Source organism: Paenibacillus terrisolis, assembly GCF_056171975.1.
Genome location: NZ_JBKFGG010000006.1, coordinates 121,933 through 137,200, shown reverse-complemented (window position 1 = coordinate 137,200; position 15,268 = coordinate 121,933). Strand labels below are relative to the sequence as shown.

Genomic DNA, 15,268 nt, shown 5'->3' with positions numbered 1-15,268 from the left:
CTATGCACACCCAAACGGGTAAATCATTATTCAAATACGCCCTTACGGCGAAAAATACATTCATTCTGGCTCTCGTTATGCTGGCGATCGGCGTTGCCGCCGAACTGGCAGGTCCCTTCATCGCCCGTTCGATGATCGACGACCATATGCTGGCAATCGAAAAGCCGTTTTACGAAACTGCGGACACAGGCAAAGACGCCGTTTCCTATGACGGAAGGCATTTCAAGCGGGTGGACCGCTTTGCGGAAGGCGAGACCAAGGGCGACGAAGCCCATGTGCTGCAGGTAGGCAGCAGCTTCGTATTTGTGGAAGGCAAGATGGCCGACGTTTCCGGCGACCGCAGCTTCCAAAGCGGAGTCCTGACGCTAACCCAAGGCGGCGCCGTCAGCGAATACCCAGCCATCAAGCTTAGCGCTTCCGGGCTGTTCGCCTTTTACAAACCCGAAGTTCCGGGCATCATCTCGCTCGTCAGCTGGTACTTAGTTTTCCTCGCGGTTTCAATCGTGATGGAATTCGGAAAAACCTACTGGCTGCAGTCCTCGGCCAACAAAGTCATTCAAAAGCTGCGCATCGACGTCTACGCCCACATTCAGCGTCTGCCGGTCAACTTTTTCGATAACCTTCCGGCCGGGAAGGTCGTGTCCCGGGTGACGAACGATACGGAAGCGGTCAAAGACTTGTTTATCGCGGTGTTGTCCAACTTTTTCTCCGGGATCATCAACATGATTGGAGTATACGCCGCTCTGTTCTTACTCGATGTACGGTTGGGATTGATCTGCTTGTTCGTCATTCCGATCATCTGGCTGTGGGTCGTGTTGTACCGGAAATTCGCCACGAAATATAATACGATCATCCGGTCGCGCCTCAGCGAAATCAACGCGATCATCAACGAATCGATCCAAGGGATGTCCATCATCCGGATATTCCGCCGCGAGGCGCAAACCAAAGAGGAGTTCGAAAACCTGAACGACGATTACATGGAGCATCAGAACAAGATGCTGAATCTGAATGCTTTTACGTCGCATAACCTGGTCAACGTCATTCGTTCCTTCTCTTTCGCCGTCGTGCTCTGGTATTTCGGCTCCGCGCAGCTGAACGGCGCAGGTATCATTTCTCTCGGCGTGTTGTATGCCTTCGTTGACGTGCTTGGCCGTTTGTTCCAGCCAATCACCGGTATGGTGAACCAACTGGCAGCGCTTGATTCCTCGATGGTGTCCGCCGGCCGGGTATTCACGCTGATGGACGAACCGGGAGAACCGGTCACCGACGGATCGATACCGCGTTACAAAGGAAACGTGGAATTCAAGGACGTTTCCTTCGCTTACAAGCGCGATTATGTGCTGAAAAATATTTCGTTCGAAGCGAAGCAGGGCCAGACAGTGGCGCTGGTCGGGCACACCGGCTCCGGCAAAAGCTCGATCATCAATCTCCTGTTCCGGTTCTACGATCCGCAAAAAGGAACGATCACCATCGACGGCCAGCCGGTCACAGGACTGCCGAAGCAGTGGATCCGCCAGCATATGGGAATCGTGTTGCAGGATCCGTACCTATTCACGGGAACGATTGCTTCCAACGTCAGCTTGGGAGACGAACGAATCTCCCGCGAAACGATCGCCAAAGCGCTCGAAGACGTTGGGGCTACCAAGATCCTTGCGCATTTGCCGAAAGGACTTGATGAACCGGTCGTGGAAAAGGGCAGTACGTTATCCGCCGGCGAGCGTCAGCTAATATCGTTTGCGCGCGCGCTTGCTTTTGATCCGGCCATCCTGATTCTTGACGAAGCTACGGCCAACATTGATACCGAAACGGAAGCGCTGATCCAATCCGCACTTGAGGTGCTGAAGCGCGGCCGGACTACGTTCATCATCGCCCATCGTCTCTCTACGATCCGCAGCGCCGATCAGATTCTCGTGCTGCATCGCGGCGAAATCGTCGAACGGGGCACACATGACGAACTGCTTGCGCTCGGCGGACGGTACTATCAAATGTACCGGCTGCAGCTTGGTTCCAGCGAGCTTCCGGCCGCGGCCGGAGCAGGCCCGCAAGCGGTGGTGCCAGTCGCGAATCCAAGTTAAGCCCGGTTTTAAATAAAAAACTCCGAAAGCTTCGTGCTTTTCGGAGTTTTTTATTTTATTTGGAGCTTACCCAATCCAGCCAATCGTTGGCTTCCATAATCTCGATAAACTTGCTTAGCCGGGGCAGCAGAGGCTCGGCGGCTTCACCGAATTTGGCCTTAATCGCTTCGGCAATTTCCGCTACCGTCATGGTCCCGCCGCAGCGGCCGACCACCTCGCTTCCAAGCTCGTCCAAATGCACCTGGATTACGGCCGGCTGTCCCAAAAAGCGAACCGACTGCCGCTCAAGCCAGCGCGTTCGAGGGATGAGCACCGTTACTTTTCCGTTTTCCGCTTGCTTCGTGCCCAAATGCGGGCGAAGTTTGGGGATCATCTCCAGCAGGTTTAGCGCTTCGGCCGGATTCGCGGAGCTTTTTTTCCGATTTCGCCGGACTCCCCTCCCGCCCTTGGCCTTGGAACGTAACTTATTGATTTCGATTTTCGTGTCCATGCTTTACTTCCCGCTTTCTTTGGCAGCGCCGTTTTTGCTGCGCAAAGAAATGTAAGCCAGCAGGAGGGTTACTGCCAGGAAGATCAGGAGCGGCAGCAAGTTGCTCGTCACAGCAACTGTGCCAGGGATCTTCACGCCCGCCCAAATGAGAATAGCGATGACGACGCCGATGAGCGATTCTCCGGCGATGAGGCCTGAAGCCAGCAGCGTGCCTGTTTCCACCCGGCTTTTAAGCAGGGATTCGTTTTTCCGGGAGAAAAAGCCTACCACCCAACGCACCAGACCGCCCACCATAATCGGCGTGCTGATATGCACCGGCAGGTAGATGCCGACGGCTACCGTCAGTGAATTGAGTCCGAGGAATTCAAACACGACGGCAGCGGCTGCACCAATAAAAATCAGGTCCCAGGGCAGATTGCCCGACATGATTCCTTCAACGATCAAACGCATCAATACGGCTTTCGGAGCGGGAAGCTGCTCGGAGCCAAGGCCGTACGTGGTATTCAGCACGTTCAGAATAAAGCCGATTACGAGGCCCGAAACCAGAACTCCGATCATCATGGCCACTTGCTGTTTCCACGGCGTACCTCCGACAAGATAACCGGTTTTCAGGTCCTGCGAAATATCGCCCGCGACGGCCAGGGCCACGCAAACAATCGCACCAACCGTTAACGAGGTGACCATGCCGGTCGTTCCCGACATCCCCGTCAGCTTGTACAGGAAAGTGACGATAAGCAAAGTCGCGATCGTCATCCCCGACACCGGAGACGATGAGCTCCCGACTAGGCCTACAATCCGCGAAGCCACGGTAACGAACAGAAACCCAAATAAAGCGATGGCGATCGCGCCGATAATGCCCACTTTGGTAATCGGATCAAAAGCGAGCAAGAAAATAAGCACGGCGATGAGCAAAAAGACATACATAGCAGGAATATCGCGGTTCGTGCGGTCGAGCGTCACCTTCGTATTCGTACGTTTGGACAGCGACTTCAGCGTCGCGCTCAGCGAGCTGTAAAGCATTGGCAGCGTTTTGACGAGCGTGATCAAACCGCCCGCCGCCACGGCTCCGGCCCCGATATATCGTATGTAATCGCCCCAAACTCCCCAGGCGTCAAGCTGCGAAATCGGTGTGGCGGAAGGCGCGAGCGCTCCAACCGATCCGGAACCGAAAAAGCTGATCATCGGGATTAACACGAGCCAGGCCAAAATCCCGCCCGCCATCATCTGGCCGGCGATACGCGGTCCGATGATATAGCCAACACCCAGCAAGGCCGGATAAGTGTCCATTCCGATAACGGTATTTTTAAATTTGGAAATATTCGTTTCGATCTCTGTCTTGAAGAACATGAATCCGTCTCCAAGCGCCTTTACGACCCCGCCGACAACAAACCCGAGCGAAACCATTTTGGCGCTTCTTCCGCCCGTTTCGCCGGAAACGAGCACTTCGGCGCAAGCCGTGCCTTCCGGATACGGCAGCGTTTCATGTTCATTGACGATCAGCATCCGCCGCAGCGGCACCATCATCGCCACGCCCAGAAAGCCGCCGACCAGAACGATAAAGCTCACCATTTGCTGGCTGGGATTCAAGTTCCACATATACAAAGCCGGCAGCGTAAAAATCGCTCCCGCCGCCACGGCTTCACCTGCCGTCGTCATCGTCTGCACGATATTGTTCTCCAGAATCGACTTGCGCCGGAAAACGCCGCGAAGCACCGCCAGCGAAATGACCGCCGCCGGAATCGAAGCGCTTACGGTAAGTCCGATCTTAAGGCCCAAGTAAGCGTTGGCCGCCGCGAACACGACCGCCAGAATAACGCCCAGCACGACGGCGACTACCGTCAGCTCAGGCAGCGAACGCGAAGCCGAGACATAAGGCACGAACTTCGAGGAACCTTTCTGATTTCCATCCATGATAATCTCTCCCTTATTATGAAAAAAGCACTTATAGAATACCCGAAACGGGTGCTCAATAACCGAATTTTATGAAAAGCGCCGCCGGATGGGCGGTCTCTTCATTAGCAACTGCAGGGGAGTGTTCTTCAGCGGAAGTCTCAAAGTGTTGTCCTCCACTGCTTCCAGAATAATTCCCGCAGTTATTTCTTGTAACGCCGCAAACTCGCTCATGCAATACCCCTACGAGGCTCATTAAAACAGTCATACCATGCGCGCACTGCTTCTTTTTCCGCCATGCGCCGCTTTATTTTCGTAAATAGCGGTACAAAATGGCCCTATTCTACTGCTTTTCTCCCTAAGCCGCGAAATAAGGGTGAAATATGCCCTTATTTTTCCTGAGTGAGCCGAATAAGTCGACTTTTTTCAGTTTTCAGCCAAAATAGGGCCAAAAAATTCCCCTATTATATCGAAATCGACCGAAACGGGTGAAATTACGGTAATTGGGGGCGTTATTTCATGCCACTAACGCTAGCTATTCCATTTGATGTTAGTGACCTGCTTTTATTGCCAAAGAGGTTGATATCGCCGCTATTTCTGCTATTCTGGCTATGGCTATTTTTTTAGTATCAACTATTATTCCGTTCCTAACGCTCTTACTTGCTCTTACTTGCTCTTACTTGCTCTTACTTGCTCTTACTTGCTCTTACTTGCTCTTACTTGCTCTTACTTGCTCTTACTTCTCGTTTGCGTTACGCTCTAGCTCCGCTAATCGTTCGGCGACAAGGTTTTTGTCGAAGTGTTCGCCGATAAAAACCGCAACATCCGGCACGTTCCCTTGCGGGTCGATTTTGAGATAATCGGGCTCTCGGTAGGCGTATTGGAACAAGAATCGGCTGGCTGTATCGGTAAAGCGCAAAATCCCTTTTCCCCGGTAAATTTCCCGCGGCAAATCGGCGATAAATTGCTCGAACTGCTGACTGTCCACAGGCCCATTAAAATAATGCGTATACACCGTAACGTGCTCGTGCGATGCATGAGTATGAGCATGTCCGTGCTCGTGCGAGTGATCGTGATCGTGATCGTGATTGTGTTCATGATTGTGTTCATGATTGTGTTCATGATTGTGTTCATGGTGATGGCCGTCTTCATGCCCGAGATCATGCTCATGTTTGTGGTCATTCTCGTGAAAATAATCGTCATTTTCATCGTGAGTGTAACCTTGGCGGTAATCCCCGTCTTGATCGCGGTCGTGTTTATGATTATGTTCTCGCTCGTATTTATCATGATCGTGTTCATACTCATCTTCGTGTCGATACTCATCTTCACGTCGATGATCATTGTGCGGCTGCTCATCATTTTCGCCAAATTGCCAAACAGGTACAAATCCGTTCTGCCCGACGTCCACTGCACCGATTGCCGCCTGCAGATGGCCCGCCGGGGCATTCAACAGGTCCGGGAGGTCGACCTCGCACTTTACGGTCTTAACTATACGCGCATACGGATTGGTCCTCCGCAGGAACTCGGCGATTTCCCGCTCTCGCTCAGTTCCCAGCAAATCAATTTTGTTCATGATTAAAATCGAGCCGCAGCGGATTTGCTCCAGCATAAGCCGATAAGTCTTCCCTTTCTGGGAAGTGTACAAATCGGCCAGATGCGCCGAGTCCACGACCGTGATCATCGGTTTAATGTCGAGCTTCAAGTAGAGCGCCACCTCTGCGACGGCGTCGAAAATTTCCAGCGGATTGCCGGCACCGGTCGCTTCAATCACGACCAGATCGGGCCGCTCCTGCGAAATCAGCTCCGACATCTGCAGAGCAAGATCCCCACGGATCGTGCAGCAAATACAGCCGCCGATCATTTCGGCCATCGGCACTTCGCCGGAAACCAGCATCCCGTCGAGATTTACGTCCCCGATCTCGTTCATGATCACCGCAGGACGGAGCCCCTCCTCCTGCCAATAGCCAAGCATGCGCTGCAGCAGCGTTGTTTTGCCGCTCCCCAAAAATCCGGATAAAATATACACCGGCGTCATTGTCTCCATGTTCGTTTCCTCCGTTCCCGATACCTCTCTTAACGAATGCAAAGTTTACACTAAGCTGCCTGGACATGCAACCCGTTTTCCGGAAAAGCCGTTTTCTCCGAGAAGTGGTAAAATAGTTACGGACACATCAGCATGAAAGGATGATATCGATATTCATGAGATCCGTAGATGAGCATCGCAGTGAAGCTCCAAAACAGGTTGCCTGCTTCGTAGTAACGGTATCCGATACGAGAACGGCCGAAACCGATACCAGCGGCCAGTTGATTCAAGAGCTGCTCCGGCAAAACGGCTACAGCGTTGTGCGTTATGCTATTGTCAAAGACGACTATGACGGAATTCGTCAGCTTCTTCGTGAAGCGGCTTCCGATCGCGGCATCGAAGCCGTACTGCTAAGCGGCGGCACGGGTATTGCTCCAAGGGATACGACGTACGAAGCCGTACGAAGCCTGCTTAACAAAGAAATGCCCGGATTCGGCGAAATTTTCCGGTATCTCAGTTTTACCGAGGATATCGGTTCGGCGGCGATTCTGAGCCGGGCGATTGCGGGCACCATCAGCAACAAAGCGATTTTCTCCATGCCCGGCTCGCAAGGGGCCGTCAAGTTAGCTATGGAGCGGATCATTATTCCCGAGCTGCGGCATGTCATGCGCGAAATCTACAAGCGATAAATTTCACAAAGTTCCACAAACAAAAACCAACCTCTTATCCATGAACTGCATCAAGGATAAGAAGTTGGTTAATGGGTTATCCTCACTTGTGCCATTTCATTCCATACGCTCCAGCAGTCCGTCAAAGACCTGCTTCATGACCTTGCCGTACCGATCTTTGTTCTGACCGCTGGAGGCGTAAACCAGAGCCACTTTTCCCCGGCTTGACATAACGGAAGTATCACCACCGGCCGAAACGCCTTGCGCCCCTGAAGAACCGTAAATTTCATTCATTTCCCGAATTCTATCCTCTTCCGTAGGGTACACATGCACCAAGATAAAATGCCGGGCATCTCCATTAATGAAATAACTGTAGGTGATGTTGCCATCGAGGCTCTCGGCATACGTCTCGTGCGTCAAGCGGATGCCCTGCTGAGCCGAATCCGCTTGAAGCGCCTGCAGCAGCGAAGCGTTCAGTGTCGTTCCGCTGAATTTTTGCCGCTCCACACCCTGCCGGTAGCTTTTCATTCCGTATTTATCCACTTCGTCTTTGGCCATTTTTTGCATTCCACCGCCGCACCCAGCCTGAAATGCCATCACTGCGGCGAGTGCCGCGCCAACCCCAACCTTCCACCATCTCATAGGTCATCCATCCTTTATGCAAAGGCTTCATGCTACCTGATGGTTTCTAGGTTGCTCATCTTTACCCAAATTATACCAGGAACCCGTCTTATCCCCGTACGGAAACGACTTGACGGCCAACCGCTTTGCCCGCCAGTACGGCAGACAGCGCTCCCGGCAGTTCCTCAAGCGCAAATACCGTTACGGCATCTTCAAGCACTCGGTTTGGTTTCCATTCCCCGGCCAAAAGCCCCCATATTTGCAAACGGAGCGGCATCGGGCAAATAACGGAATCGATGCCCAGCAAATTCACTCCCCGCAAAATAAACGGGAAAACCGTGGTATCCACCTTCCCGCCTGCCGTGAGACCCGATACGGCAATGGAGCCGCCATATTTGACCGTTTTTAGAAGCTCCGCGGTAAAAGGTCCGCCAACCGGATCGACGACGGCGGCCCAGCGTTCCTTCCCAAGCGCTCCCTTCGAGCCTTGAATGATTTCTTCCCGAGACACGACCTCGGAAGCGCCGATACGGATTAGCTTCTCCCGCTCTTCGGCTTTCCCGGTGCCCGCCGTTACTTGAAAGCCTAGCTGGCCAAGGATCGCCACAGCCGTGCTGCCTACGCCGCCGGTTGCCCCCGTGACCAGCACGGGACCTTGCTCGGGCGTAAGCCCGTTGTCCAGCAGGCGCTTGACGGATAACGCCGCCGTAAATCCGGCGGTGCCGATCGCCATCGCTTCCAGAGCCGTCAAGCCCTGCGGCAAGGGAACCAGCCAATCGGCCGGCACCCGGGCCACCTCAGCATACCCGCCCTCATGCGAAACGCCGAGACCGTAACCGGTGCAGAGCACCTCATCTCCGGGCTGGAACCGATCATCCGTGGACGCAAGCACCTCGCCGGCCAAATCGATCCCCGGTATAAACGGATAATTTTTGACGATTTTACCGTCCGGTATGCTCGCAAGTCCATCCTTATAATTAACGCTGGAGTAATGTACCTCTATCGTGACTTCGCCTTCGGGAAGATCGGAAAGGCCAACCGTTTCAACCCCTGTCCGAAATCCCGATTCATCTTGATGCACGCGAAAAGCCCGGAAACGATCTTGCAAGGTGAAGCCCCCTCTATGCTGGTGGATTACAAGTATGGATTCTCGTGCTTGGCCTGCAGAACCTTCCAGCGGCGTTCCACTTCTTGTTCGAACTCAGCAAGTGCTTCCGCGTTTTCAGGCTTCGTTAAATGGCGGGTTTTACCCATTGTTTTCAGCCAGTCCGTAAGCGGAACGCGGTTGCCTTTGTCTTCCGGGTTGTACGTGATCGCCGTTTGACCATGCTCCACTTCGTACAGCGGGAAGAAGCAGGAGTTAACGGCAGCGTCCACGATATTTGTCCCTTGATCGTCCGGAGAAATCCAGTTCAGCGGGCAAGCAATCAATATTTTACCATAAACGAGTCCTTCGTTTTGTGCATAATATTGCGCTTTGGCCGCTTTTTTCACCAGATCCTGAGGATAAGCCTCGCTGCCAGTGAATACGTAAGGGATGTTGGTAGCCGCCATAATTTGCGCAGTATCCTTGTGCTGGAACGATTTCCCTTTTTGCACCTTGCCGATGTTGGATGTAGAAGTCCGGTGTCCGAGCGGCGTCGAATAGGACAGCTGGGCGCCCGTGTTCATGTAGCCTTCGTTATCGTATTCCACGATAATCATGCGATGATTGCGCAGTGCAGCGCCGATGGCCGGGCCCATCCCGATATCCATCCCGCCGTCGCCGGTAACCATGACGAACGTGAAATCTTCTTTCAGTCCAAATTCGTCGAGTTCGCCTCTGCGTTTGCGTTCCCAGAACATTTCCACGACGCCGGAAAGCGTAGCGGCCCCGTTTTGGAACAGGTTATGAATATACGTCGCTTTATGGGACGAATACGGATAACCGGTCGTTACGACCATGGCGCAGCCCGTATGGAACAATGCTACGATATCGCCCTCGATGCCTTTGAAGAACAGCTCCAGTCCGGAGAAAATCCCGCAGCCCGGGCATGCCCCATGTCCCGGAGCGATCCGTCTCGGTTTCTTCGTCAATGCGCGAAGCGGAGGAATCCGCACGCCTAGCTTGCCGGTTTCCTCGTTGCGGGTCACCGTGATCAGGCCAGTTTTCAAATCCTCGAATTTAAGCGGGTTCACTACCCGTTTCGGCGCTTTTTCCTTATCGCCAGGGGTATGGCCGTAATAATCGAACGGAACCTCTACGCGGCTGTTCTTGGCGGCGTCAATCGCCAGTTGGAACAAATGATGTCCGTCTTCGGCATAGAACTCTTTCCCGCCGAGGCCGTAGATCCGGCTGACGACTTGAGTCGTATGGTTTCCGTACGTGAACAATGCGGCTTTGATTTCATTTACCATGTTGCCGCCATGCGCGCCGACGGAATCGCCGCGGTCGCCGACGGTAATGGCTTTGACGTTTTTCAGCGCTTCGGCGATTTGCTTCTGCGGGAACGGACGAATCATGTTCGGCGCGATCGATCCGGCCTTGATGCCTTGGCGGCGCAAATCGTCAACGACGTCCTTGATGATCTCGGAAGCCGAGTTCATCAGGAAAACGGCGACTTCCGCATCCTCCATGCGATACAAATCGAGCATTGGGTATTCCCGTCCGGTCAGCTCTTTGTACTCGCCGGCGATTCTTTCGAATACGCGTTCGGCATTGTACATGGCTTCGGACTGCTGATATTTATTGTTAATATAGTCAGGTTCGTTCATGTAAGGCCCGACCGTAATCGGGTTATTGCGATCCAGCGTGTGCGGGAATCCTTCCGGCGGATGTTCCCCGACGAATTTCAACACGTCTTTGCTGTTCGCGAACGTATGCACGCGGCGTTTTTGGTGCGAAGTGAAATACCCGTCGGACGCCACCATGACAGGCAGACGCACTTCCGGATCTTCCGCCAGCTTGATCGCCATGATGTTCATATCGTATACGGCCTGCGGATCGCGGCACATCAGGATCGGCCAGCCGGTGTTCAGCGCGTAATACAAATCCGAGTGATCGCCGTGGATGTCGAGCGGACCCGAAACCGAACGGCAGACCAGGTTCATGACCATCGGGAACCGGGTTCCGGATTGCACCGGCATTTGCTCCAGCATATAAAGATAGCCTTGTGCGCTGGTGGCGTTAAATACCCGTCCCCCTGCGGTAGAGGCGCCATAGCAAATCCCGGCGGAGCTGTGTTCCCCGTCGGAAGGGATCAGCTTAATGTCGTGCTGTCCGTTCGCCTTCATTAAGTCGAGGTACTGCGCGACCTCTGTGGATGGGGAAATCGGAAAATACCCCATGATATGATAATTGATCTGATGGGCGGCATAGGCCGCCATCTCGTTGCCTGACTCATATACGACGCGCTGCTCGACGGTTCCCGTGCTGCGCTCTTTTTCTATATCGATCGCCATTTGTCAATACCACCTCTCATGTATTATCGGGTTACCAAATCGAACAAATGCGGAACGCGATGTTCTTCCGCGTATCCGTCTTCCTCCCGTTCTCCGGACAAAGCGTCCGTCGGGCAGGCATGAATGCATTTCAGGCAACCTTTACAATATTGATAGTCAATGCCTTTCAGGAACATTTGCGGGCGTCCTTTTTTGTCGGGAAGCTCTTCCCAAACAAAGCAGTTGTCCGGGCACACGCTGTCGCATTGCGCACAGTGGATGCAGGACTCTTCCTTGAAATACGGCAGCATACCGGAACGCGAAATGCTGAGATCCTTCAGGAAGCTGTTCCCCGGATTGATGACAAGTCCGCCGATTGGCTGGGTTTCATAACCGAGCACCGGCGTGTCTGCGCGTACAAAAGCCGGCATGGACACCCCTTCCGGCAAAGCAAAGGTCTCAAATACGACTTCCTGATATCCGCGATCAAACGTCGTCAATGCGGGCGCAACGGTTTGCGGGTATTTTTTCTCCAGTGATTTGCGAATAACATCCTTCATCGTTTCGGGATCAAGGAACGGGCAAAGGCGGAACATAGCGCCCAGCATCGCCATATTGACGCGGTTCTTCTCGTCCAGCGCGATTCCCGTTGCGTCAATCACAGCAATCGTGCCGCCGATCAGCTTCATCTTTTCCTTAAGTTCCTGCGGAGTTTTCCGCGAATTGACCAGGACGGTGCTATCCTCATAAATGCCGCTGATAACGTTAACCGTCTTCGCCATGGCCTCCTGAAATATTGCGACGATATGGGGCCGTTCAACCGGCGACGTATCGCGAATCGGTGTATCTAGATCACAAAAACGAATATGCGCCTTGACCGGAGAACCTTTTTTCTCCGAACCGTAGGAGGAGAAACTGACCCCGTTCAATCCGGCGCCCTCCACCCCGGCTTCCGCCAGCATTTTCCCCGCCAGGTTGGCCCCAAGGCCCCCAATGGATTCCAAACGGATTTCAAAAAAACCTAGCTCGTTCAATTTCGGCAATTGTACCACGCGTTTGACTCCCTTCTTCGCGTATTCGCGAGAACATTACGCCTAGAAAAGCAAATAAGTGCGGAATTCCCCGCACGCAAAAATATATGACTTATTTAATATTAAAATTATCATAGCTGGGGTGTGACGAATGTAACAAAAGTCATAAAGAAAATCTCAAACTGACGTTTTCAAAGCTTTCATTTTCCCAGTCAATTGCACAAAAAACGCGGGTTCTCCGCAACACACGGAAAGTCCCACGTGAAAACCGCCTAACGACGCACCGCCCAGATCAATCGCGAATATACTACCCTGAAATTTCATATCTCAGGAGGCTATGTTATGATACCCGGTTATCCCTATTACAGTGTGGAAAAGAAAACTCAACTTCAGCCGCATACTTTCCCTGCGCAGCACCAGCCTCAGCAGCCCGGCTTGGAATACATGATGGTGCCAAGACCCATATCGGAAAATCCCCATTATGTCGGAAGCGGAAAACTTAAAGACAAGGTAGCCATCATTACCGGCGGCGACAGCGGCATCGGAAGAGCAACGGCCATCGCTTTCGCCAAGGAAGGGGCCGATTTGGCCATTCCTTATTTATATGAGCACAGGGACGCGCACGAGACCAAATGCCGGATCGAAGAGCTTGGCCGCAGATGCCTGCTCCTTCCCGGCGATCTTCGGCAGGAAGCCTTCTCCAAAGAAGTCGTGGATCGCACCCTACACCATTTTGGCAAAATTGACGTTCTGATCCTGAACCAAGGTGTTCAATACCCGCAAAAGAGCATCATGGACATTACAGCGGAGCAGTTGCACCAAACCTACGCAACGAATATCTTCCCGCATTTTTACATGACCAAAGCGGTCTTGCCCCATTTAAAACCCGGCAGCGCCATTATCAGCACCGCTTCGATTACGGCCTATCGCGGAACGCCTTTGCTTGTGGACTACTCTTCTACGAAAGGTGCGATTGTTTCCTTTACGCGCTCGCTCGCCCTGCAGCTCATAGACCGCTGCATCCGTGTCAATGCGGTGGCTCCAGGCCCGATCTGGACCCCTCTGATCGTCTCCAGCTATGACGCGGACTATGTCCAGACCTTTGGCATGGAAACGCCGATGCAGCGCGCCGGACAGCCTTTTGAATTGGCTCCCGCTTACGTTTATCTCGCTTCGGACGATTCCAGCTTCGTGACCGGCCAGGTTATTCATGTCAACGGCGGAGCCATGATTACCGATTGACCGGGGTTTTCGTAACCGGCTCCTATTCTTTGATTTCTTCCAGTTCATTTAGCACGGCATTGTCATCCGAGGTCAGCTCGCACAAATTATACTTGATGCTGTAGCCGAAAAACTGGTTCCGGTCGGCCCAATCGCACATCATGTCGAGAATCGGCAGCACCTCGCGGCCCGGTTCGGTAATGGTGTATTCCACTCTCGGCGGCACTTGCGGGTACGTTTTCCGTTCGATCAAGCCGACCGATTCGAGCTCCCGCAGCTGCTTGGTCAGGATTTTGTGCGTGATGTCCGGGATCAAATGCTGAAGCTGTCCAAATCGGAGCATACCCTGCTCGCCCAGGAACCAGAGAATAATCGGCTTCCATTTGCCCCCGATGACGCCAAAGGCCACTTCAATTTCGCTGGCTGCTTCCTTTGCCATTTTCTTCTCCATGCTTGAGCTTCCTCCATCTCTAAGTATCCTTTGTGAAACTATCTATCAAAAATGTGCACTCTTTCACATGACGGCATGAGTTTGCTATGCTATATGTGAAGTTCTGTACAAACATCTATATGAACCAGGGAGGAATTACTTTTGAGTTTCAATTACTATATGCCAACCAAAATTTTGTTCGGACCGGGAAAACTGAACGAACTGGCGAATGAAACCCTGCCCGGCGAAAAAGCTCTTATCGTCATCTCTTCCGGCAAATCCATGAGACAAAACGGTTATCTCGACCGTCTGGTGAGCATTCTCGATAATCAAGGCATCGGACACGTTGTTTTTGATAAAATTCTGCCAAATCCAACGCTTTCGCATGTGATGGAAGCGGCCGAGCTGGCCAAACAGGAAGGCTGCGACTTCGTCATCGGCCTTGGCGGCGGCAGCAGCATCGATTCCGCGAAAAGCATTGCCGTCATGGCGAAGAACCCCGGCGATTATTGGGATTACATCCACGGCGGAAGCGGTAAAGGCATGCCGGTGCTAAACGGCGCTCTGCCGATCGTGGCCATCACCACAACGGCCGGAACCGGCACGGAAGCCGACCCTTGGACCGTAATCACCAAAGAATCCACCAACGAAAAAATCGGCTTTGGCAACGATTATACTTTTCCTGTCTTGTCCGTGGTAGACCCCGAATTAATGCTGACCGTGCCTAAGCACCTCACGGCCTACCAAGGCTTTGACGCGCTTTTCCACTCCACGGAAGGCTTCATCGCCAAGGTCGCTACACCGATCAGCGACGCGTTTGCATTGAAAGCGATCGAGCTGGTCGCCAAATACTTACCGCTGTGCATCCAGGACGGAAACAATATCGAAGCCCGGACGCAGGTCGCTTTGGCCAATACGTTGTCCGGTTTCGTGGAATCAACCTCCAGCTGTACTTCCGAGCATTCCATGGAACATGCCCTGAGCGCCCATTATCCGGAGCTTGCGCATGGCGCCGGCTTGATCATGCTCTCGGAATCGTACAACACCTTTTTCGCGGCCAAGGTCCCTGATCGCTTCACGGCGATGGCGAGAGCGATGGGCGTCGACGTGGACTCGCTTCCCGAAGAGGAACGCCCGCTGTCCTTCGTGAAAGCCCTAGTTAAGCTCCAAGAAGATTGCGGCGTGCGGGAACTGAAAATGTCCGACTTCGGCATCGAAAAAGACGAAATTCCTATGCTCGCCGAAAACGCGCATCAAACCATGGGCGGATTGTTCGCCGTCGATCCTATTGAATTGAGCCTTGAAGACACCATTTCCATCATGACCCGTGCGTACAAATAAATGATTTGATTTTAGGCCCCTCTCCTCCGAAGACGTCCGTCAACGGGAGAGGGGCTTT

General features: G+C 53.1%; 12 protein-coding genes. 4 read left to right on the top strand and 8 right to left on the bottom strand.

Annotation, left to right across the window (positions count from 1 at the left end; genetic code table 11):
- The first annotated feature begins 2 nt into the window (after positions 1 to 2).
- Positions 3 to 2,075 (top strand): ABC transporter ATP-binding protein, encoded by a 2,073-nt coding sequence (locus ACI48K_RS08255; protein WP_475027107.1) that lies wholly within the window; start codon positions 3 to 5, stop codon positions 2,073 to 2,075.
- A gap of 55 nt (positions 2,076 to 2,130) precedes the next feature.
- On the opposite strand, the gene ACI48K_RS08250 is transcribed toward ACI48K_RS08255, so the two are convergent.
- The 3 genes from ACI48K_RS08250 to ACI48K_RS08240 all read right to left on the bottom strand — a co-directional run bounded on the left by ACI48K_RS08250 (position 2,131) and on the right by ACI48K_RS08240 (position 6,499).
- Entirely contained in the window at positions 2,131 to 2,565 is a 435-nt protein-coding gene (locus ACI48K_RS08250) for a PqqD family protein (protein WP_475027106.1), read from the bottom strand.
- A 3-nt stretch (positions 2,566 to 2,568) separates the two neighbouring features.
- Positions 2,569 to 4,476, bottom strand: a complete 1,908-nt coding sequence (locus tag ACI48K_RS08245; protein ID WP_475027105.1) for an OPT family oligopeptide transporter — start codon at positions 4,474 to 4,476, stop codon at positions 2,569 to 2,571.
- 715 nt (positions 4,477 to 5,191) lie between these two features.
- A complete protein-coding gene (locus tag ACI48K_RS08240; RefSeq protein ID WP_475027104.1) occupies positions 5,192 to 6,499 on the bottom strand; it encodes a CobW family GTP-binding protein in 1,308 nt (435 codons plus the stop codon).
- A gap of 155 nt (positions 6,500 to 6,654) precedes the next feature.
- Here ACI48K_RS08240 and ACI48K_RS08235 point away from each other — a divergent pair, with 155 nt between their 5' ends.
- Entirely contained in the window at positions 6,655 to 7,167 is a 513-nt protein-coding gene (locus tag ACI48K_RS08235; protein ID WP_475027103.1) for a MogA/MoaB family molybdenum cofactor biosynthesis protein, read from the top strand.
- A 96-nt stretch (positions 7,168 to 7,263) separates the two neighbouring features.
- Here ACI48K_RS08235 and ACI48K_RS08230 read toward each other — a convergent pair whose 3' ends face one another.
- From ACI48K_RS08230 to ACI48K_RS08215, 4 genes are all read right to left on the bottom strand, one after another.
- On the bottom strand, positions 7,264 to 7,788 hold the full coding sequence (locus ACI48K_RS08230) for a hypothetical protein (protein ID WP_475027102.1): 525 nt from the start codon (positions 7,786 to 7,788) through the stop codon (positions 7,264 to 7,266).
- A gap of 88 nt (positions 7,789 to 7,876) precedes the next feature.
- A complete protein-coding gene (locus ACI48K_RS08225) occupies positions 7,877 to 8,875 on the bottom strand; it encodes an acrylyl-CoA reductase family protein (RefSeq protein WP_475027101.1) in 999 nt (332 codons plus the stop codon).
- Between the two features lie 26 nt (positions 8,876 to 8,901).
- Positions 8,902 to 11,208 (bottom strand): thiamine pyrophosphate-dependent enzyme, encoded by a 2,307-nt coding sequence (locus ACI48K_RS08220; protein ID WP_475027100.1) that lies wholly within the window; start codon positions 11,206 to 11,208, stop codon positions 8,902 to 8,904.
- Positions 11,209 to 11,231: 23 nt separating this feature from the next.
- Positions 11,232 to 12,239 carry a 2-oxoacid:acceptor oxidoreductase family protein gene (locus tag ACI48K_RS08215; RefSeq protein ID WP_475027099.1) on the bottom strand — a complete coding sequence of 336 codons (1,008 nt, stop codon included), beginning with the start codon at positions 12,237 to 12,239 and terminating at the stop codon, positions 11,232 to 11,234.
- 321 nt (positions 12,240 to 12,560) lie between these two features.
- On the opposite strand from ACI48K_RS08215, the gene ACI48K_RS08210 reads away from it, so the two are divergent.
- The gene (locus ACI48K_RS08210) at positions 12,561 to 13,460 is read left to right on the top strand and encodes an SDR family oxidoreductase (RefSeq protein ID WP_475027098.1); all 900 of its coding nucleotides are present in this window, start codon (positions 12,561 to 12,563) and stop codon (positions 13,458 to 13,460) included.
- A gap of 22 nt (positions 13,461 to 13,482) precedes the next feature.
- Here the strand turns inward: ACI48K_RS08210 and ACI48K_RS08205 are convergent, their stop codons facing one another.
- Complete coding sequence (locus tag ACI48K_RS08205) at positions 13,483 to 13,890, bottom strand: winged helix-turn-helix transcriptional regulator (RefSeq protein WP_475027097.1); 408 nt, start codon at positions 13,888 to 13,890, stop codon at positions 13,483 to 13,485.
- A 141-nt stretch (positions 13,891 to 14,031) separates the two neighbouring features.
- On the opposite strand from ACI48K_RS08205, the gene ACI48K_RS08200 reads away from it, so the two are divergent.
- Positions 14,032 to 15,210, top strand: coding sequence for an iron-containing alcohol dehydrogenase (locus tag ACI48K_RS08200; protein ID WP_475027096.1), 1,179 nt, complete (start codon positions 14,032 to 14,034; stop codon positions 15,208 to 15,210).
- The last annotated feature ends 58 nt before the right edge of the window (positions 15,211 to 15,268 follow it).